The sequence below is a fragment of the Pedobacter sp. AC379 genome, assembly GCF_979258145.1.
The window spans coordinates 1,548,288-1,567,116 of sequence record NZ_OZ409839.1 but is presented as its reverse complement, the minus strand read 5'-3'; the positions used below and the strand labels follow the sequence as shown (position 1 = coordinate 1,567,116).

Annotated in this window: 22 protein-coding genes; 2 read left to right on the top strand and 20 right to left on the bottom strand. The window is 42.9% G+C overall.

Translation table 11 applies throughout. The annotated features are described in order from the left end of the window. Positions 1–199 precede the first annotated feature (199 nt). The 18 genes from ACZZZW_RS06965 to ACZZZW_RS06880 all read right to left on the bottom strand — a co-directional run bounded on the left by ACZZZW_RS06965 (position 200) and on the right by ACZZZW_RS06880 (position 14,352). Positions 200–949 (bottom strand): YWFCY domain-containing protein, encoded by a 750-nt coding sequence (locus ACZZZW_RS06965; protein ID WP_463492673.1) that lies wholly within the window; start codon positions 947–949, stop codon positions 200–202. Positions 950–957: 8 nt separating this feature from the next. Beyond that, entirely contained in the window at positions 958–1,797 is an 840-nt protein-coding gene (locus tag ACZZZW_RS06960; RefSeq protein WP_463492672.1) for a DUF4138 domain-containing protein, read from the bottom strand. A 6-nt stretch (positions 1,798–1,803) separates the two neighbouring features. Beyond that, positions 1,804–3,027, bottom strand: coding sequence for a conjugative transposon protein TraM (traM, locus tag ACZZZW_RS06955; protein ID WP_463492671.1), 1,224 nt, complete (start codon positions 3,025–3,027; stop codon positions 1,804–1,806). A gap of 2 nt (positions 3,028–3,029) precedes the next feature. Further along, positions 3,030–3,419, bottom strand: coding sequence for a hypothetical protein (locus tag ACZZZW_RS06950; protein ID WP_463492670.1), 390 nt, complete (start codon positions 3,417–3,419; stop codon positions 3,030–3,032). Then, positions 3,416–4,039, bottom strand: a complete 624-nt coding sequence (gene traK, locus ACZZZW_RS06945; protein ID WP_463492669.1) for a conjugative transposon protein TraK — start codon at positions 4,037–4,039, stop codon at positions 3,416–3,418. The genes ACZZZW_RS06950 and traK overlap by 4 nt, the downstream gene beginning before the upstream one ends. A 1-nt stretch (position 4,040) precedes the next feature. Next, positions 4,041–5,171 (bottom strand): plasmid transfer protein, encoded by a 1,131-nt coding sequence (locus ACZZZW_RS06940; RefSeq protein WP_463492668.1) that lies wholly within the window; start codon positions 5,169–5,171, stop codon positions 4,041–4,043. A 4-nt stretch (positions 5,172–5,175) separates the two neighbouring features. Beyond that, positions 5,176–5,949: a hypothetical protein gene (locus ACZZZW_RS06935; protein WP_463492667.1), complete on the bottom strand. Its 774-nt coding sequence runs from the start codon at positions 5,947–5,949 to the stop codon at positions 5,176–5,178. An 82-nt stretch (positions 5,950–6,031) separates the two neighbouring features. After that, complete coding sequence (locus ACZZZW_RS06930; RefSeq protein ID WP_463492666.1) at positions 6,032–6,694, bottom strand: hypothetical protein; 663 nt, start codon at positions 6,692–6,694, stop codon at positions 6,032–6,034. A 4-nt stretch (positions 6,695–6,698) separates the two neighbouring features. Beyond that, the gene (locus ACZZZW_RS06925; RefSeq protein ID WP_463492665.1) at positions 6,699–7,352 is read right to left on the bottom strand and encodes a hypothetical protein; all 654 of its coding nucleotides are present in this window, start codon (positions 7,350–7,352) and stop codon (positions 6,699–6,701) included. After that, positions 7,349–8,011, bottom strand: a complete 663-nt coding sequence (locus ACZZZW_RS06920; RefSeq protein WP_463492664.1) for a hypothetical protein — start codon at positions 8,009–8,011, stop codon at positions 7,349–7,351. The genes ACZZZW_RS06925 and ACZZZW_RS06920 overlap by 4 nt, the downstream gene beginning before the upstream one ends. Positions 8,012–8,033: 22 nt before the next feature. Beyond that, positions 8,034–10,469, bottom strand: a complete 2,436-nt coding sequence (locus ACZZZW_RS06915) for a TraG family conjugative transposon ATPase (RefSeq protein ID WP_463492663.1) — start codon at positions 10,467–10,469, stop codon at positions 8,034–8,036. Between the two features lie 282 nt (positions 10,470–10,751). Beyond that, positions 10,752–11,063 carry a DUF4134 domain-containing protein gene (locus tag ACZZZW_RS06910; protein WP_463492662.1) on the bottom strand — a complete coding sequence of 104 codons (312 nt, stop codon included), beginning with the start codon at positions 11,061–11,063 and terminating at the stop codon, positions 10,752–10,754. Between the two features lie 30 nt (positions 11,064–11,093). Beyond that, on the bottom strand, positions 11,094–11,405 hold the full coding sequence (locus tag ACZZZW_RS06905) for a DUF4134 domain-containing protein (protein WP_463492661.1): 312 nt from the start codon (positions 11,403–11,405) through the stop codon (positions 11,094–11,096). Positions 11,406–11,412: 7 nt separating this feature from the next. Beyond that, the gene (locus ACZZZW_RS06900) at positions 11,413–11,739 is read right to left on the bottom strand and encodes a hypothetical protein (RefSeq protein ID WP_463492660.1); all 327 of its coding nucleotides are present in this window, start codon (positions 11,737–11,739) and stop codon (positions 11,413–11,415) included. Further along, positions 11,726–12,106: a hypothetical protein gene (locus tag ACZZZW_RS06895; RefSeq protein ID WP_463492659.1), complete on the bottom strand. Its 381-nt coding sequence runs from the start codon at positions 12,104–12,106 to the stop codon at positions 11,726–11,728. Before ACZZZW_RS06895 ends, ACZZZW_RS06900 begins: the two co-directional genes overlap by 14 nt. Further along, positions 12,103–12,738 carry a ParA family protein gene (locus ACZZZW_RS06890; protein ID WP_463492658.1) on the bottom strand — a complete coding sequence of 212 codons (636 nt, stop codon included), beginning with the start codon at positions 12,736–12,738 and terminating at the stop codon, positions 12,103–12,105. Before ACZZZW_RS06890 ends, ACZZZW_RS06895 begins: the two co-directional genes overlap by 4 nt. A 10-nt stretch (positions 12,739–12,748) precedes the next feature. Continuing rightward, positions 12,749–13,939 carry a relaxase/mobilization nuclease domain-containing protein gene (locus ACZZZW_RS06885; RefSeq protein WP_463492657.1) on the bottom strand — a complete coding sequence of 397 codons (1,191 nt, stop codon included), beginning with the start codon at positions 13,937–13,939 and terminating at the stop codon, positions 12,749–12,751. 2 nt (positions 13,940–13,941) lie between these two features. Beyond that, positions 13,942–14,352 (bottom strand): plasmid mobilization protein, encoded by a 411-nt coding sequence (locus tag ACZZZW_RS06880; RefSeq protein WP_463492656.1) that lies wholly within the window; start codon positions 14,350–14,352, stop codon positions 13,942–13,944. A 249-nt stretch (positions 14,353–14,601) separates the two neighbouring features. Between ACZZZW_RS06880 and ACZZZW_RS06875 the strand changes: the two genes are divergently transcribed. Continuing rightward, positions 14,602–14,718 carry a DUF6965 family protein gene (locus ACZZZW_RS06875; protein ID WP_463492655.1) on the top strand — a complete coding sequence of 39 codons (117 nt, stop codon included), beginning with the start codon at positions 14,602–14,604 and terminating at the stop codon, positions 14,716–14,718. A 239-nt stretch (positions 14,719–14,957) separates the two neighbouring features. Here ACZZZW_RS06875 and ACZZZW_RS06870 read toward each other — a convergent pair whose 3' ends face one another. Further along, positions 14,958–15,911, bottom strand: a complete 954-nt coding sequence (locus ACZZZW_RS06870; RefSeq protein ID WP_463492654.1) for a toprim domain-containing protein — start codon at positions 15,909–15,911, stop codon at positions 14,958–14,960. Positions 15,912–16,480: 569 nt separating this feature from the next. Then, on the bottom strand, positions 16,481–17,323 hold the full coding sequence (locus ACZZZW_RS06865; protein WP_463492653.1) for an RteC domain-containing protein: 843 nt from the start codon (positions 17,321–17,323) through the stop codon (positions 16,481–16,483). A 294-nt stretch (positions 17,324–17,617) separates the two neighbouring features. Here ACZZZW_RS06865 and ACZZZW_RS06860 point away from each other — a divergent pair, with 294 nt between their 5' ends. Then, on the top strand, positions 17,618–18,757 hold the full coding sequence (locus ACZZZW_RS06860; RefSeq protein WP_463492652.1) for a hypothetical protein: 1,140 nt from the start codon (positions 17,618–17,620) through the stop codon (positions 18,755–18,757). Positions 18,758–18,829: the final 72 nt, after the last annotated feature.

Genomic DNA, 18,829 nt, shown 5'->3' with positions numbered 1-18,829 from the left:
TTGACCATACCTTCAGCCTCGCCCCCAGACAGCATAATGCTTACCGTCGTTGTTTCCACCTCACGGCTTCAACTTCTTCACCTGCCGGTGAAAGGGTTACTTTGTCAGGGCAGCTTCACACAAAACAATTACTTGTAATGCATGTGCCCTTAGGCTACTATTGACGACACAATAGGTTCAATCTCCGTTGAACAATTACTTACACAGCCTCGTTTCGCACAAACTTGTAATCATAACAGCATATGCAAAACTGCTTGGTGATGAGCTGCCTGATAAAAGGCATCACAATCCCAAAACTCTTTCCCGAGCCCGGGGTACCAATGAGCAGTGTACCCCTGAAGATATTCTCGATATTTATAAACCCTGAATGGATTTTTTTTCGGTAATAAAACAGGGATGGAATGGTTACGGCAAATGGTCCCTTCACTGGTTTCCGAGCCTGCATAAAAGACTCTTCCTCGGTATTCCATTTATCCTTTCCAAAAGAGGAACTGATGATCTTGGAAACGTTATCCATCGCGATGTGCACCAGAACAGTTCCTGCTAGCAAGCTTAAGATGTAGCCCAGATCGTACCAGCTTGTACGGTAATAGATCTCCCTACCAGTCTCGCCAAAGAAAAAAATGCCGGATCCCATCAATAGAAGACCAGCTGTCAATGGATAAATAATGGCAGGTCCTGCTTTCAAATCCTTTTCTTTTTTACTCAGGGTTCCCACCGATACCAGGGAAATAAGCAGCAAAAGAAAAAAGCGGCTATATAACGGATTTTCATATATCACTATCCTTGACATGCGAAGGAGAAACCTTGATAAGCCATTATGGAAATTGCCCGCATCCATCAATAATTTCGGCGCATAAACGAACAGCAATATGTCAAGCAATACTGCCAGATAAATCGCAAACTGAAGGAAGTGGTGCAGGCTTTGCTGCTCCTTGCTCTCTTCCATAATAAAAGCTAAAAAGTATCCGCCTCTAGGATATCCGAATACCTCAGCGCCACGCGCAGGTTTCGACCGGAAATCTGCTTCTCGGAAAGCTCAATATTGAATATCTTGTCGCCGGGAAAAGTGGCCTTTTTCAGCACATAGATATTCCGGTAGGATTTTTTGAACCTCTCAAAGGGATAAAGCTGAAAAACCGGACTGATCTCCACTGACTGAACATTGGTAGATCTGTTTATTTTCCTGTCCTCAATCTTAAACCTGAGCTCATCGACATCAAATGCTAAATTGGTAGCATTGGTAAAGCCAAGATCCAGCATCACAAAATCTCCCAGCGAGAGTATCCGGTTCACCGTTATTGAAATTCCAAACATTGACTGCCGGCTTACGGGCTTTTTATATCGCTCATTCAATAAGCGGAAAGCATTATTCCTAAAATCGTTTTGGGTAAGACTAATCCCGGAGATGTCCAACGACCTCATATCTGAGGGCAGAATATTTACCTGGGTAGATATTTGCCCCGACTCGGAAGGCGTGAGAAAAACCAGTTTGTATTGGGCAATAAAACTTTCGCCGACAACTGTCACAAGGCCCGCATCGCTGCCGGAAATCAGTGAGAAAATAGAATCAGGAACTACCTTGACCCTTAAGATATTCTTTTCGGGAAGATCGCCGATAAGCGCGGCACTGGACAGATCAACGTAGGAGATTTTTTCCGGAGAGATAAAATGAAGCGAAACCGAGCGGGAGATTCCGATTGTTGGAACCTGGCCAATGGTCACGCCTTGAGTTTGCTGCGCCCGAATACAAATGCTTAGCAGAAACATCTGGGCAACTAATAATAATCTTTTCATAAAAATTTAATAGGATTTTTGTTTTCTTTTTAGCTCATCTGGATCAATAAGAAAAACCTGGGTATTGTACTTGACTTTCACCTTGTTTGACCGGATGAGTTTATTGACCGCGGTCGTGGTGGACTGAAACATCTTGGAAAGCACGCCCATGACCAGCTGATTGTTATTTTCGGCCATCTGCTGAATAGTAATCCCCTGCGAGCTGGAAGTACCGGCATCCCTGGTGAACTCCCGAAAAGCGGATGAGGGGACATAAATGCCCGGGAGACCATCGTTGTCATAAACCTGCAGGTTTACGGGCAGAATCTCTCCATCATGAAAAACGCTTGAGATTAGCAGCGTTACCCGCTGGGAGGAAAATCCCGAGATTGTGGCGTAGAGATAAGTTCCCTTTTTAATGAGGAATTTTCCTGCCATGACATCATCAGTTAGCCTGATCCGTAATCGGGAACCGGAAAACCCGGTAATATCCTGATCGATAATTGCTGAAATTGGCCGCTGCTGCTCGGATGAAACGATTGTATTAAACGCAACTGATGCCGAAATAGATCGCCTGACAGGGATAACTATTTTACCCTTATCTTGCTTTTCAGCCAACTTAATCAGATTTTCCCGATCCCGCTTTTCCGCAAGCGCAGGATCGTTTGCCTTCCCCATACTATCGACAAGCGCCATCTGCAGACGGAACAGTTGCATGGGGTCAGTCTCTGGCTTTGGGGATCTTTGGTCCTGGAAATCTGTTTTCCCCTGTTTTATCTTCGAGAGCGCATCAGCTAGCGCTTTGTCCTGCCGTGCGCTGGATGAAGTCCCATCACCGGGATACGTTGCTCCGGAATAGAGACGGCCGGATACTTTGGAACTTTCGGGATTAGGCATTCCATATTTCACTTTCATCACCTGATCGATGGAATCCAGCATCCGCTTTTCCCTTGAGTTGTAGGAAGAACTTACTTCTGCCCGCTGCAGGTTTTCTTCACCAATGGTACCAACTGCGGTATAACCATCGGCCTGTTTGAATTTATTTCTAAAGGCGTCAAGCTTGCCGGAAAGCTCCTGATTGCGGACCTGGGCGGAAACGCCTGCAACATTGGTTTGCAGAGAATCTTTCCCGTCCACCTTAGCGTCCTCTTTGCCATAGCTGCTTTTATAGACATAAAAGAAAAGCATTAGAAATGGGAGGCAGATTAATGGCAGCGCATACCGCGGCTTTTTGAAATCTATTTTTTTCATACTTATTGTTTTTTGGTGGTCATTGACCTATCAATTTCCAGTAGCATTTGCTCCATCAATAGCGAATCCTTTTTATCCAAAGAATCCTTTGCAAGCAAGACTTCCAAAGCCGATCTGATTTCAATTACTCTTTGGAGTTTGCTGGCCGTCGTCCCGATTTCGCCAAGATTCCCATCGAATTCCTTGAGTAATTTTGTTTTTTTTGGCACGGCTGGGTTTTCCAACCTGAGCAGCGTAAAGCACAGCAAGAGCGAGCAGAGCATCAGCGCTACCATTGCGTAGAAAACTGGCTTTGGATTTTTTGTAGTGAATGCAGCAATAAACTTTTGCATGCGCTCGATCAATCCGGAGAACTCTGACCTGAGCTCAGATAATACGGTTACCTTTTTCATTGGAAAGCATTTTTTTCTGTAATCAAAATATCTCTGTTCTCAAGCGTCTTCCAGCGCGTAATGAGTACGGCGTGGGGGTTGTTGTCAGAACGTGTCTCCAAATCCTTCAGATTGCCTTCGGTGATTAGGGATCTTGTTATCGTAGAACTTCGCCTGTCAATCTTCTGCGTGCCGTAAAATCGAAAGTACATCCTCTTCTCATCCAAGAAAATAGAATCAGTGCGCAGGGTCAATACTGCGGATGAAGAAAGAACGGATGTAAAAAAACCTTTTTCCTTGAGATTGTTATATTGAAGTGCACCGCTTTCATCGATCATGTACATGGCCTGTTTCATCTGGTACTCTATGAACTTATCATCCGGGACCAGAGAAAAGAAAAGTGAATGGAACCTTGCAATATGTGCCCGGTACTCTGCCGCCCGGTTCAACTGCACGTCGGTCTGCCTTGCCATAACAGGCGTTCCAGAGGGGTCAAGTATATAAATGCTTTTTCTGGAATCCCTCACATAGCCATAGGCGAAAAATGAGACTGTCGCCACCACGCAGAGGCAGAGAAGGAAGCTTCCCAAAGAAATAAAGGTCGCCAGCCGGATTTTTGATTCGATATTTTTTATCATCATCTCACAGTCCCCCCATCATTTGTCCGGCAACGCGGGTCATACTCGATGCGCCCCTACCCATTGAACTTGCTGCCGAAGATACCCCTGAGGTCGATACGATCCAGGTCGATATGCTTGGTACGGTGAGCATAGTAAGAGCTCCTATTAAGAAGGTTACTATCACCATTCCAAAAGAAAGCACTCCGTTGCCTGCAAACCAGCCAAGTTTCTCGAGGCTTGCTCCTCCTGTTCCTACAAGCTCCTGATACCGGGTAATCTCTGCTTCAAGGGCATAATGCTGAAAAAGTGAGGCAACGTACATCACCAAATAGGCGATGCCCGAATATAGATTGACCGATATGAACCTTGCTATCCATGTCGAAAACGAATCCCTGAATGCCGGTAAAATAGATACTGCAACGGAAAACGGTCCTAGAATGATCAATATCGTTGAAAAGATAATCTGAATGATAAAGATGATATAGGTGCAAACCCTCAAAATCCAGATGGCAAGGGTTTCCAGGAGCGAAGTCGCTAACAGTTGCAGACCCACCTGCAAGCGGTTTCTCATCTCCACTATCGGATTCCAGACCTCAGAAAATCCTTCTTTTACTGAAGACCTGACAGACTCCCAGGCATTCTCATACCAGGTATCCGCTTCGGTCTTTGCGGTTTCGGTCTCTGCCTGAACTTTCAATAACTGATCGGAGACCTCAACCATCAGCTTTGCCCGCTGCAGCCTGAGATCATTTATCTCTGACTGACTGCCATCGAACATTGCTGAAGTCTTCTGTTCGACCACGTCGGTAGGATAAGCAAGAATTCTGGTGAAGATGCTCCACCATAAGATCACCATAGTTAAGCCAAAGGGACGAAGGAGTGGCATAATCTCCAGTTGCTTATCGCCGGAAATCATCTCATAACTCTTGATGGCAAAAAAAACAAGCATGAAAATAGCGGCAAGAGCTTGCGCATCTGCGATGAATGCATCATAGTGTGTCCAGATTGTATTTTTCATCTCATGCAAGAAATGCATCATTCCTTCTTCATATACTCCGTTTCCCTGCAGAAAATTGAATGTTTCCTTGAAGGAATCGGGTGTAGACTGCACAAAAAAACCGGCAGTGCCGGTCAAGGTATTTAATAAGCCCATAAAACTAGAGTTTAGATTTTTTTAGGATATCGTTTGCAATCTGGATATCGCTCCTGGAGGTCAGGGGTGAACTGGTTTCGCTATTTCTGAGCTTCTCCGCGACACCTTTTATATTTAGGTAGGTTCTTGCTTTTGACTTTTTCATCTCCCAGCCTGCTCTCAGGCTTCGATACTCCGCAAGCATTCTGTGATAGGCAATTATCCTGGATCCGCGGTCAACGTTTGTTGTTCTCGCCAGCTGAAGTCTTTCCAGTAACGCATCGCTTTCTTCCAGGTACCAATCGTATAGACCACTGGAGACAAAATACTTCTTTTCCTGTGGAGATAGCCCTGATAGCAGGTCGGCATCTGAGAGGTTCAACAGCTCATCAAACTCCTTTCTATAGTAGATCTGCCAGAGCGGGTCTGCAGCGCTTAACGCCGCTGAATAGTTTACTGCCTCGTTAAGTGCAGTATTGCGCAGGGTATCTGCGTGGAGCTTATAGCTGTTGTCTGAATTTTGCATCGCAGCGGCAAACATGAGCCGCTGGGTTTGAGTACCTACAGGACCAAGTGGCCTAAGATCGGTCTTGGGATAATTCGGATGGAGCGCCCAAGTTATCCAATATTCCGGGTTAAGGCCCAAAAATCCTGATTTTGGTGTAAACTTGTCCGCATCCCATTGCTTAAAGACCATTCGTTCCTGCTGATAGGTTATGTGTTTGTCAGTTATTTTTTTCTGACCAATACAGTTTATTGCCACAAGGCATAAAAACAGTATCAAATGTGATTTTTTCATCTTCAATATCTTATTTTTTAAATTGATGAGGTTTTATGATTATAAATATCCATACCTCTTTGGGCTTGTGCAAATCATGTTTTCATTGTTTTAATAATTTGGACTTGAACAAGATCTCATTGCCTAAACGCAGGTCCCGATTGATAAATCCCTGATATGGGTTCAGTGAACGAAGCACGCCGTTTGACTTGGCCCAGTACATCGATTTTTTCACACTGAATACCAATGCCCTGATTACCCGAAGTTCAAGCGCAATTTTTTTGAGCAGCGCGTCACGCTTTTCAAAATCCATCAGTACGTTTTCTCCCTCCTTCAATACAAGAGCAGAAACCTCGGAAAACAGCTTGATTCCCCTATCTTTAAGCTGACGGGACACTTCTTCGGCGAAGAGCAGAAGATGCGGATCCGATTTGGCCATTTCTATCATTTCGCTGCTTTCCGAAGCAATCTCTGCTACCAGTGATCCGATCTGCTTGACCGCAATGGCGTTTTTCAGTCCCTGATCTACCTGGGTTAGCGAGGAAAGGATTATTGATTGCACGGTCACTACAGCTGATAGATTCAGATTAATATCCGACAGCCTGCTATTTATGGTGCTTAAGTAACCGTTATAAGTGTTTTCGGCTGCCAGCCTGACCGAGCCATTTTCATTTACAATGTTAAAATGGCCACGGTCGAATACCACCCGCTGTGCAAGTGCCTGCAATTGAAAAAGGGTTAGAACAAGGCCCAGAAAGATTTTCATAATATCAGTTTTTAAGTTGCTGAGATTTGCCTAGGATATCGTTCACCAATTTTTTATCAGTATTGATGAACCCGGAAAAAGGGTTTAGTCCATCGAACATTTTCTTCCTCGAAGAGTATTGTAGCGATGTCGCCAAACCCCTGGATGCTCCCGCAATATTTCTCAGCTCAGTGAGCACATGGGAAAAAAGCAGCTTGCGATCACTGGGCTTCATCTGATTAATATCTTCAAAGGACAGGCTTAGTGCATATAAAAAATTAATCAGTGAATAGGCCCGCTCACCCATATCTGCTTCTGACTGAATGGCCAAAATCAAAAGGGCCGCATCATCCCTGCACATTTCGTAGATCTTCCCCTGACTTGTGGCAATATCATTTAGGAGCGGATAAGCCTCAATACCAATCTGCGCTGCATTGATGGCCAGGCTAACCGTTTTAAAGCGGGAGTGGATTTCCCTGTACTTATCCTTTAACCTTATGATCAGCGTTTTATTGGTTTCCTCGTTCGCCGATGAAACAGCCTGCCTATCCCGCGCATCAGTCTGTTTACCGTGTTCGGTCTTGCTGTCTCCGACCAGCTGATGTAAAAGCTCGACATTCAGCTGGGCTTGTGAATGGAAAACACAACTTAGCAGTATAAAAAGAAGTCCTTTTTTCATTGTCTCAGGGATTTGGAATTCCTAATGATATCGTCCGCTATTCGTTTATCGATATTGATATACCCTGTATATGGATTCAGCGAGTTCAGGATTCCGCGCTGCTTCGCCCAGTACATCGTTCTGTACATCCCGTAAGCTACGCCTCGAAGAATGGTAAGCTCCACCACAATTTTATTGAGCAGTTTTGCCCGTTCCCCTGCGTCCATCAAAGCCTCACGCCCGTCCTTCAAAACAAAGGCGCTGACCTCTGCTGCCAGGTTAATGGATCTGCTCTTAAATTCCCTGGCGCCACCCTCGGCAAAAAGAAGCAAGACAGGATCCGAAGAGGCAATATTTACCGCCTTGTTTACGTCAATGACGATATCCTGGGAGATCTCGTAAATATCCTTCACTGAAAGCAGCGAACGCATCACCCCGGAAACTTCTGATAGGCCTCTATAGATGGTGGATTGCAAGTCATTTACCAGACCGAGCTGTCCGGTGACCGCAAGCTGGGCCCTTTGAACGAGGGTGAGGTTATCACTGGTTTTAGATAGGCCACTGTTCATTACCCCGGCATGCGCGGCAGTCGCCGCTGCTGTGGTCGGGTCAACATAAATCTGCGCGGAGGCAAATTGGATGGAAAGTCCAAACAAAAAATAGATGATTATCCTAGGCATAAAAAAAGATTTAGTTTGTGAATTATTCGGCATTTACACGCTTGACAAAATCGGCAAGGCTAAGGCCACTGTATCTCAGGTCTGAAACGAAAGCTTCTAGCCCGGCAGGGTACGATCCGAATCTGGCAACATAGCATTCTACAGCGGTCTTTTCCGGCTTTTCAGTGGTAAACGTAAGATACTGGAACATGGAAACCTCTACCCCATAAACTTCACCAATATTTCCCCGTTTGATGTAAACCTCCTTAAATTTCCCCCTGCCCGCTTTATTATCAAGGCCATTGATCGTGAATATCTTTCGCTTTTCAACCTCATTTAGGGCAAGGAGCTTTGCCACCTGCTCGTAATTCCCCCGAAACTTAGACTGGTCGAGGAGACAGATGGTATCTGAACTGGCCAGAATGGAATCCTTGATCACTGCATTTCCTAAGATGTCTCCAAGTTCCTGGGTAACCACTATTGGTTCGCCCCAGAATTTCCTCATGGTCTTATAAAGGTATAAAATGTAGTTTGCCATCAGTGGAGAGGCAATTGCCTTCCACGCCTCCTCCAAAATAAGCGCTTTTCTCTGGCCTGAACGGTGCCTCATTTTCTGCAGAACCAGATCCATTATCACCAAGGTAACGATTGGAAAAAGCACCTTGTTCTCCTTAATTGAATCAATTTCATAGACAATAAAACGTTCGGCGAAATTTGACGCAGTGGTGCTTTCATTAAGCAGTCTCCCATATTCTCCGCCAATACAGAACTTACGGAGCACGTACCGGTACTCATCCAGGTCAAAGGAAACCTTTTCGTCTTCCTTGATCCGGGCAATCTTCTCTACGGAATAATGATAAAAAGAGTCAAAACTTAAAGATAGCCCGGCATTCTGGTTGCCTGAAAAAAAGTCGGCATAGTAGGCTGAGATCACATTTGAAAAAACGGTATCCTCAATCTGCGAGACGGCGCCATCAGCGCCCTTCAAAAGCAGTCCGATGAGGGTCTTCAAGAAATCCTTTTTCTCCCGGTTGTATTCTTTTTCCGAGATCATAAAGGGATTCATGGTAATCGGGTTCTGCTCGGTGTACGTATAATATTTGCCACCGAAATAACTGCAGAGCCCGGAATAAGAATGCCCGACATCTACGATTACCACATCGTAATTATAAAGCATATACTGTTCCAGCAGGGAATTCATAAAAAAGGATTTCCCGGTTCCCGAACTGCCCAGAACGAACTTGGACCGGTTGGTAATCCGTCCGTTATCCATCGGCAGGTCGGCCAGATCAATACCAACGGGGATTCCCCTGCGGTCAGTGAACCGCATCAAAAATTTCGAGGGTTCATCCCTCATCAGCCTTTCCTTATAGAACAGGCAAAGTGCAGCATCTGCAGTGGTTAAAAACCAGTCGTACTTTTTAAGTTCAACTGCATTCCCCGGCAGTGCGCACCTAAAGAGTTCCATTTGGTTGTATGCATTTTTTGATGGGATGATCCCCTGTTTAAAAAGATTTGCTTCGATATAGTTGCAGCTGACATCAACATTTGCTGCCGGCGAACAGACAATTATTGAATAATGTACATGGGTAAGTAGCTGGTTTTCCCTTGCGACATCAACAAGGAGCTTGTCAATGTCCTCTACGCACATCCTGTTTGCAGGATCCGGAACGCCCGAATGCCTTTTGCGCTTAAGCCTGAGTTTATTCAGCGTGGCCCCTTGTGGCGGAATTTCCAAGAGTTGGTTATAGATAAGGGTCTCCACAGCAGGAACAGTAGAGAGAAAGGAAAGATTATCCAAGGGGAACTCTTCAAGGCCCTTTCCATCATTTGCCAATAAAAACGGACCGATGGATTCCGGCATGTCGATGGAATCGATGTTGACCAGACTCATGCACCTGACCGAATTTGCACCGATACCAATTTCATTATCACCCGGCCTGAAATTATTCAGCGAAAAATGCTCCGAGGAGAAATCCATCGCCATAATACGCGATACGTAGCGTTCCAGGGAAGACCGGTCAAATAAAGCAGGTGATAATGACGCACCTTTCAGAAGTTCACTGACCTTGGCAATATTGGATATAAAATCCATCAGGGCCTTTTTGTCATAAACGTACATAGCATTTCGCTTAACCTGACGCGTTATAACAAGGCAAGTGCTATGTTCGATATATTCCCTTCCTAAAAAGTGCTCATCGTACTTCTGCTGCAAGGGCTCGGTTTTGGGCTTATCGGTAAATTTCCTTTTTGCAAAAATATCCTGCTTTTGAATGATGTAGCCCTCTCCCAGGATTTTGATTACGTTCAGCAGCAAAAGATGAAAGCCCTGATAAGCGGCCGGGTCGGCAGAATAGATCAGCACGGGATTCTCTATGGAAAGAACAACCGAAAAATCACCGGACTGTCCATAAAGAATGTTCAGCCCGCAGGTTTCCTCAATCCCGGCATAGGGCAATTTAAATTCCGATTTTCCCATAACCTCTTCTTAAATAAATTCGGTGGATGCGTATTTTTCCGGATCTGTTCTTATCGTGCAGACCGGATTTCTGTTTGGAGAAAGTGTAGAATAACCCACCGGTGATAGAGAAAATGGTTACCATTCCCCCGAAGTACATATTGACGAGCGCTCCGCTCAACCCTCCCAGAACCAATCCCAGAACAAGTGTGCAGATCCCATAGGCGATAAACTTGCCCTTAAAGCCGCGATAGACAAGGGGCTTTTGAAGCCCCTTGTAAACTGGATACGTGCGCATAAATTTTATACGCCAAAGAATGCCTTGATAACAACTGATACCAGCACCAGAAATAGGCAGGATCCGCCCCAGCCCATGATCTCCTTATTGATATCCTGATCACCGGAATTCCATTTGATGTAAACGCGGACGCCGCCTATGATGCCAACTACGGCACCAATGGCCAAGGTGAGCGTAGAGACTGGGTCCACATAAGCGGTCAGAGAAGAGGTTGCCGCATTGATGCCTGTCGTACCGCCACCGGTCTGAGCGAAACCGGCCTGTACTATGCTCAATAGCATAGCTATCGAAAAAAGTTTTTTGCCTTTTATTGTCATAAAAAATATAAAAAAAAGTAAACTATTTGATCAGAGGCCGAAGAGCCCCCGAAGAAAAATGCCCATAACGGACAAAAAGATGCAGGAAAAGAACCAGCCCATCACTTGGGCATCAATGTGATGTTTACCCGTCTGCCAGTTTACGTAAACCCTCAGTCCGCCGAGCATTCCGGAAATAGCGCCAATCACCAGTACCAAATCAGAAAGGGAAAAATACCACCGATGAACCTCGGAAGAGGCTGAATAGAATTCGGAGATACCTGGCTGGGCATCAGCAGAAATAGCGGTGAGCATACAAATTGAGATTGATATCACATTCACGAAGTTTTTAAAAATCTTCATCGGAAGATTAATAGGGTATTGCGCGTGTATGCTCAATAAGATTATCCTTTGCAAGGAAAAAAAGGTGCTTTAGACTAATGCCACCACTGGCATTGATTGGTGCGCTCGGAAAATAAACTATGGGTTTTTCCTTTTCTGCCTCCTCTATTACCGGCTCTGCCTTCCTATTAGCGGTAATTAGTTCAGGAGTATGGGTTTCGGTGAAAAACAGTTCATCCTCGGATATTTCTCCAATGGGAATGCGCGGTGAAAGAAATAAATCAAAGAATAGGTTCAGGCAATAGTAAACCAGGTAAATGATAAAGATTACTGTTAAAAAATTAATCCAGCTCATGGGCCATTTGTTTTAGGGTTTGGGAAATGTAGTCGTTTAGCCAGGGATGGGACTTAAGGAAATTTTGCAGCGCAAAGGCAATTACCCTGTTCATTTCAATATTGGTTGCGACCTTCAGCTGCTTTAATTGCGCCACTGTGCGCTTATCAAGGCGGATCAGAATTTTTTCCTGCCCATCCATATTGAAGTCACGAAGCGCTGAAAGAAGTGCTGATATCTTTTTAGCATCCGTGGCCGAATGCCCGTCATCGGGCTTCTCCCTTTCTTTCTGAGCCGGACTTTTTTCAGCGTCATTAATTACGGGCACACCTTTCTGCTCCTCTAATTTAGATTTAAGCTGCTGGGCTAGTGATTTGATCTGGCTCATGGTGAAGCTCCTTTGCTCATATGGGCATTGAAGATAAAATCAAGGGCGGGCATGAAAACAGGAATAAGTGCCGCTGGTATATGAACTGTTCCCACACGTTGAAAATCGATCCTGTCCGAGATGTTCGGAGAGACCATGCCAAACCTGGCGAGCACCCTGTCAACCTCCTCTTTTGTTTCATATTTCACCGTGGCCTTGATCCGGTTGGGTACATACACAATTGGCGAAACCTTGTTGATCTCCTTGCAGACCAGTGAAAAAAGAACGGTACTGTCTACCGAAAATTCATCATAGTTGAATGGGCAGATTATTAGTTCTGCAGAACTAATAATGGGAATCAATAAATCATCATCCATTTTGCCCGGTAAATCAATGAGTACGAACTCTTGGGTATTTTGTGTCAGGAGTTCGAGAAGGGCAGGATAATACTTGAGGTCTGATGCGATAACCTCGTAAATTGGTTCATTCTCCAGAATCTTTGCTTTCTCAAACTTTCCCGAGACTGATGCCTGATAATCCATGTCCAGAACGGTAACCTTCGCTTTTTTTATTGTGGAAAGGTAGTATGCCAGCAGCAGGCAAAGCGTGCTTTTACCGGCCCCTCCTTTTTGGTTGCCTAGTAGTATAACCATATCAAATATTTTATCGTGTGTTCGTCCTTGCCTTTCCCTGTCTTCTGCGGTTTCGGCCATTGATCTGCTCATCATCAATATCATCCGCGATATCGAACCCCAATGAGAAATCGCCAATATGATTTCCTTCAGCAAATTCGGCATACAGATCATCAGTAACCGGCAGTGGCGAGGATTCGAGCAGCATATTCTCTTCAGGAAAATGTCCGGGTAGCACCGGAACATTAGACTCTAATGATACCAGTGACGGGTGGGGTGCTGTCGAGAGAACCTCCGCAAATTTGCCCAGCGCCATAATTTCCCCGCCTTTGAAAACATTTTTTTTGGCATGGTCAAGAACGGTGTAACCATATGGACTTTTATCATCCTTGAAATGAAAAACAAACTCCAGTCCGAAGTCGGAAGAAAGTCTCTCGCTCAGAGCAGAGGAATACCTTAATATCTTTCCATGTGCACCGCCCGAATGTTTTTCCACAACCGGTAACAGTTTAGCATCGGTTAATGGCCTGTATTTTTCAAATATCTTTCTCAACTGAAGTTTCCGCTCTTCAGAAAAGCCATTTGCAGATAAACTAATCCGGATTTTCGAAATATCCACTTTTGCAACCAGCTCACCGAATTTTGATACGTTATAAATATCGCCAACCAATTTGACCGAATATCCTTTGGCCTCCAAGATCATTAAATACTGTGCTGCTGTGGAAAATTGATACCGCATTGCTTTTCTCAACGCTTCGGTTGCCAATTGCTTTTCATCCTGGCCGATCAACCGGTTGAGCACACGGTATGCACGAATCTTTTCGAAAGTGTCAGATATTTTATTTCCCTTCAGGTCCACTCTGGAAGAGACGATGTGAATATGATTATTATCAGTATCCTTATGAAAAATGAGCATGTAAGGCTGACTGCCATATCCCATTCCCAATAACCATTTCTCTGCAAGAAGCACCAGGCTTTGTTTATCCGCAGCTCTTCCCTTTGAGGAAATCATGGCATGGAACTGTGGATATTCAACCCTTTTGTTAAGTGCTGCAAGTGAGGATAGATAGTTAATATAATCCTGAGGTTTCAGGTCAGAAAATCCGGACAGCGCTTTAAATCCCGAAACTTTTAATAGCTCGCCTTTATCCTTTTCAACCTTATTGGTATTGTATCTAACTGCTCTGAACGTTTTAGATTTCTTTAATATCTTGACGATCATGGTTAACTCTTCAACCAGCGCAAAAGTGCCCTGGTTTCTTTTTCAATTTGCCTGAAAAGGGTTATGTATTCTGAGAAAAGTTCGTTGAACCTGACTACTGTTTCTACGTTTAGCATTCCCCGCTTATTCAAAAAATTCGCATGCCTTGCAAGTTGATTGATGTTGTTTCCGGATCGGCCAAGCTCACCCCCCAGATGATCAAGTAATCGTAATACCTCATGCGCATTCACTTTGACCTTTAACGAACCAGGCTTCAAAACCATCAAACGCACGTAATCGCTTTCCTTCATCGAAAGGGATTTCCATTTATTTGTGACCAGGCTATATTCGTTCTCAGTTAGTCTTGCTTTTATGTGTTTTGTTCTTTTGCCATCAACCTTCAACGGCCTTCCATTCTTCTGCTTAACGCTCATAAGATATTGATTTGATCCTCCAAAAGAAAAACGAGTTGCGAGTATTTTCCATCCCGCTGCCGATTACCGGCAAAAAAAAGCGGGCAAGTTAAAGGGTTTTTGTGCAACAAAAACACAACTTGCAGAATAAAAAACTAAAGGTTACTGGTGAGAGCTGGCAACTTAAACTGATAGGACTTAGACTTAAGCATTTAAGTAAATGTTAAAGGATTCCGGCAAAAAAAAGGAAATGCCAGTTAACTTTGGTACATGAAAATAAAGGAATTAGAGGAGTTCTTCATGACTTGCCAGCGGCCGGAAATGCCGGTTTATCTAAACCAGGCAACAAAAGTGAATGACTTTGATTTATTTCTGGAAACCATCTAGCACCCTTGCGTGCAAATCCTGACAGTAAGACTGATAAGCCAGTGTTGTTTAGATTAAATTGATGAAACTCATCATTGAATCAAATTAAATCTTTATGCCTATAGTTCGATATTGGTATAGATACATTTCGCGATAGATACATATATTTATATAGAAACATCTATAGCTATATGCGTTTAGTTACATAAATAAATATCTGGTTATCTGTATATACGGATATATTAACGGCCATTGAGAAATTATCGTTCAACGCATCTTGACAAACCAGAGTCCAGGGAGTTTTCAATGCTTTTCTTGCTGGCAACAAGGTGCTCATTGTAGTCTTTAAACCCGGAATATTTAAACGAATAATCCTGGCTGCCGCTAACATTGATTATAAAATCATGGGTTGCGGAAATTCCGGCTTTATCATGATCGAAATATACCTGAATGGCGCTGAACTGTTTTGCACGTACCATTGCCGACTGAAGAAAGGACAAAGAATTTAAAACAAGTACTGAAGATGGGTCTTTGGGGTTGTCAACCCGCCAGCTCAAAAAGTCGAAATACCCTTCGAATACGCAGAGCTTATCGGCAGCTCCTTGTAGAAATGACATCCCTTTATGGCCCAGACACCCCTTAAAATATTTATTTCTTACCTCCCATCCGCCATTTTCATTGGGCCAGCCGGATGCGAAAAAATTCTTGTGTCTATTTTTGGTATCAAAAACCGAATAATGCAGTTCATAAAGGTGATCCTTTGCTACAGAAATGATTTCCCTGGATTTAAGATAGGCATTCAATGCATCCTTTTTAATTGACTCGTTTATGGCCTCTATTTTATAATTAGGAACTTTTATCGGCTGTAATCTGGCTGGAACACTATTGTTCAACTGCGAAGATTTTTCAAGTTCCACTTTTGAATATTCTAAAATCTTTCCCAGCACCTCCGGGAAAGTGGACGGATACCAATAGGCAAGTCCAAAATCAATTATGCTCCCACTTCTAATTCCCGAAACCCCAGCTCCGCCGTGATCATACCATACTCCGAGATCATCATTTACGCATAGGGAAGCTGTATACTCTTCTCTGAGCATACTGAGAAAAAAATGTTCTCCACCGGATTGCTTTTGTGGACTGAAGCCCAAATTCTTTAACAGACTCAACAGAGAAACCTTCTCCTTGATCTCATTTACATTTAGAAAAGCTGACATAACATTAGATTTTGGGAATTTTAGAAATGAAAAAGGGGCTTATCGCCCCTAGAAAATAGAGACTTAAAGAAGGGCCTCTATATTAATGAATTTGGAATTACTCACCTCAGTTTCTACAAACCGGACTCTCGTCTGCCAATGCGCCTTCACCTTTTTGACGTTATCTCAAAGCTTCGCAAAATTCCCATAGTGTTATAGGTAATGTTTCATTCCTGAATGTCAAAGACCAACTCTTTTGTTGGCTCAAAATTCAGGAAGTATGCTGCGAGCATTTGACACTTTTCAAAAAGTGGGTACGATTTTTTAATTCTTTTAACTTAGCTTAATCGCAGTGGTTTTCGGAATGGAAATGTTTTAGCTTACCGATATTACCGTAAAACCCTCACATCGAAGAGTAAATTCTTGACAAAACTTTAGAACTTGCTAAAATCTCTACAAATTCTGGCAATATGATTTTAACACTTTTTCCAAGTTGTGTTATACTTTCACTACCAAACATTTTTAAAAATTTCTTTCCGGACACATAGCTTCACATTGAATTTGTTAGAAAAAATCCCTGAAGAATCATCTTAACTGAAGCGTTGTTTACTGATAATATGATTGTTGATTGCACTTCTCATACCATCAAGATAAACTGTATACCCTTTGCTCTTCCTTCTGGATATATCGATGAATTTTCGGTAGGCAACACCCAGGTCTATATTCAAACTTCGCTCAAGAATATCCACGACCTGGGAAATGTCAGCTTTTCCATTGTTTAAAGAACCCATAAAGTATATGCCATAGGCGAGCTCAACCAGATTGACTTTGTCATCGGTCCATTTCAGCTCCGAATTTTTCGCAAGAAGGTGATAGAGGGAGGAATCGGGATTGTTATAAATCAAACGAATCCTGGTCAGCAAAAATTCGCGTAGCTGCTCGTATGCACGGAACTTTGCAAAAGTATAATCTACATTGGTATCAAATTCGTCGTATTTCAACGCCGAAAGAATCCCCTGCTTGTTTTTTCTGAGAAAATATTCCTGGTCCAAGGCAGTTTGATTGTTGAGGTAATATTGGTAAAGGAATTTATTTTGCTCAAAGTATCTTCTCAGGAAATCTATTTCCAAAACATAATAACTCCTAATTGCCTCGTCCGTATCAATCGGAATATTCGACATGATATTGAATTGCTCCACAATCAAAATTTTACAGCAATAAAATTTCGGCTTGGTTTCTTTAAAGAATAATATCTCTTCGGTTTCAGAAGAGAAACCAAATTGGTTTACCAACGTGTTCAAACGAGTGATATCCTTTTCGATAATGTCTAGTGAGGATGAAAATCTGGTCAGGTCACTGATGGGTTCTTGTTTTACAGCATGCAGTTTTGCGGTCATTTCTAAATAAAGCTGTTCAGAAGTTTGGTTTAACATAGAGAAAGGATTTAGGTGAAAAGTTGGTTGACTGGACCTGCGATAATGCTACAGGAACTTTCGCAAGTTGTGCCAATTCGCACTCTAAATCAAGTTAACTATCAGTTGCATAATTGATCAACCCCCTTTGAACACATTATTTGCAGATAAATTCTAAAGACAATATTCCTCAAATTTTGCTTTTGAGAATATGTTCGTCAGTGTAATCAAACAATTGGTGTAACCACCAAAGGCCTCGGTGTAAAAATCTTTTTGACAGGTAAATTCAGTCATAAATTGTGCTAAAAATCAGCTATGAATTACCAATTTATTATTTTTGAGGAACATCTCACCAGCCTGCAGACAAAAAAAACTTTCGCAAAAAATTTTGCAATGGAATCAAAAAAAAATCTGGAGCGAGAGCATTCCCGACTGACCAGAGCCTTCAGGGATATGGCCGTTGAACTAAATAATCATGAAAAGTCAAAAGCATATTTCAATTTTCACCAACAGAACTTAACCCTTTTAATGGATAAGACTAGCACAGAAAAAAAGCTTAGGGAAAAAGATCCGAACCACAAGATTATCATAAGTACTCTGGAAGCATTGCTGGACATAATGGAAGAATTACTAATATGGATGAAACAAATCTTTCCGGAGATCTTCGACTATAAAGGCAGGATCCCTATAAAAATGATTGAGTCCGAAATTTCCGAAATTGAGAATGATTTGGATTTAATCGTTGGAGAATTTGATAAGAAGAAATTGGATCCTAAACTGATGCAGGTCACAAGATCGGTTTTGGATATAAGTCAGATAATAAGTTTTCAAGATCTGAATTTTTGGAGAAAATCCTGCTACAAAATTCATCAAGATCTCATGTTGCTTGATTCGATTGATGAATTTTGCATTACAAAAATTTTCATGGGGCTTGGAATAAATCATCCTGACCTATTTTTTTATGCCAAACGGCATATTTCAAAAGAGATTGAGCATAAGACAACTTTAGGGGAAAAAATTTCTGCAGTCTGTTCCTATCGGAAAGAGATAAGAGTGTTGTACAGAGAAACCCAAATACTCCAGTTTACAAAAAAACCCGATATTCAGCGCACTATAAAAAAATTCCTTCGAGAAGAACTCCTTTTACTCCGCGCTATGGAATTTGTGAATCATGAAGTTGAGGAAGCGGGAATTATGAACGCCAACTATAAAGTTTCCTTTTCCGTTAAACAGCTGGCCTTTTTCGTCCATCTTCAGATGGAGACCGGTATAATAATATGGCAAAGGGCAAAATTCGCGCACCAATATATTGCAAGGCACTTTAGCACGGTGGAACGCGATTCAATATCTGAAAAAAGTGCTAGAAATGCCCACTATAATCATGCTAGTGAAGATATTAAGAAAGTGATCGCAAAGCTCAGTGAAATGCTCGCATTAGCTCAGGAAAGATATTGAAATTGTGAGAATACTGCGAATCCTGCAATTTGATGAGGGGTTGCAAGACCATAAAATTTCTGCAACTTGACA

Bases quoted from the DNA above. Each gene is read 5' to 3' on its own strand.
- ACZZZW_RS06965 (WP_463492673.1), bottom strand. From the start codon at position 949: ATGGAAGAGAGCAAGGAGCAGCAAAGCCTGCACCACTTCCTTCAGTTT.
- ACZZZW_RS06960 (WP_463492672.1), bottom strand. From the start codon at position 1,797: ATGAAAAGATTATTATTAGTTGCCCAGATGTTTCTGCTAAGCATTTGT.
- traM (WP_463492671.1), bottom strand. From the start codon at position 3,027: ATGAAAAAAATAGATTTCAAAAAGCCGCGGTATGCGCTGCCATTAATC.
- ACZZZW_RS06950 (WP_463492670.1), bottom strand. From the start codon at position 3,419: ATGAAAAAGGTAACCGTATTATCTGAGCTCAGGTCAGAGTTCTCCGGA.
- traK (WP_463492669.1), bottom strand. From the start codon at position 4,039: ATGATGATAAAAAATATCGAATCAAAAATCCGGCTGGCGACCTTTATT.
- ACZZZW_RS06940 (WP_463492668.1), bottom strand. From the start codon at position 5,171: ATGGGCTTATTAAATACCTTGACCGGCACTGCCGGTTTTTTTGTGCAG.
- ACZZZW_RS06935 (WP_463492667.1), bottom strand. From the start codon at position 5,949: ATGAAAAAATCACATTTGATACTGTTTTTATGCCTTGTGGCAATAAAC.
- ACZZZW_RS06930 (WP_463492666.1), bottom strand. From the start codon at position 6,694: ATGAAAATCTTTCTGGGCCTTGTTCTAACCCTTTTTCAATTGCAGGCA.
- ACZZZW_RS06925 (WP_463492665.1), bottom strand. From the start codon at position 7,352: ATGAAAAAAGGACTTCTTTTTATACTGCTAAGTTGTGTTTTCCATTCA.
- ACZZZW_RS06920 (WP_463492664.1), bottom strand. From the start codon at position 8,011: ATGCCTAGGATAATCATCTATTTTTTGTTTGGACTTTCCATCCAATTT.
- ACZZZW_RS06915 (WP_463492663.1), bottom strand. From the start codon at position 10,469: ATGGGAAAATCGGAATTTAAATTGCCCTATGCCGGGATTGAGGAAACC.
- ACZZZW_RS06910 (WP_463492662.1), bottom strand. From the start codon at position 11,063: ATGACAATAAAAGGCAAAAAACTTTTTTCGATAGCTATGCTATTGAGC.
- ACZZZW_RS06905 (WP_463492661.1), bottom strand. From the start codon at position 11,405: ATGAAGATTTTTAAAAACTTCGTGAATGTGATATCAATCTCAATTTGT.
- ACZZZW_RS06900 (WP_463492660.1), bottom strand. From the start codon at position 11,739: ATGAGCTGGATTAATTTTTTAACAGTAATCTTTATCATTTACCTGGTT.
- ACZZZW_RS06895 (WP_463492659.1), bottom strand. From the start codon at position 12,106: ATGAGCCAGATCAAATCACTAGCCCAGCAGCTTAAATCTAAATTAGAG.
- ACZZZW_RS06890 (WP_463492658.1), bottom strand. From the start codon at position 12,738: ATGGTTATACTACTAGGCAACCAAAAAGGAGGGGCCGGTAAAAGCACG.
- ACZZZW_RS06885 (WP_463492657.1), bottom strand. From the start codon at position 13,939: ATGATCGTCAAGATATTAAAGAAATCTAAAACGTTCAGAGCAGTTAGA.
- ACZZZW_RS06880 (WP_463492656.1), bottom strand. From the start codon at position 14,352: ATGAGCGTTAAGCAGAAGAATGGAAGGCCGTTGAAGGTTGATGGCAAA.
- ACZZZW_RS06875 (WP_463492655.1), top strand. From the start codon at position 14,602: ATGAAAATAAAGGAATTAGAGGAGTTCTTCATGACTTGCCAGCGGCCG.
- ACZZZW_RS06870 (WP_463492654.1), bottom strand. From the start codon at position 15,911: ATGTCAGCTTTTCTAAATGTAAATGAGATCAAGGAGAAGGTTTCTCTG.
- ACZZZW_RS06865 (WP_463492653.1), bottom strand. From the start codon at position 17,323: ATGTTAAACCAAACTTCTGAACAGCTTTATTTAGAAATGACCGCAAAA.
- ACZZZW_RS06860 (WP_463492652.1), top strand. From the start codon at position 17,618: ATGAATTACCAATTTATTATTTTTGAGGAACATCTCACCAGCCTGCAG.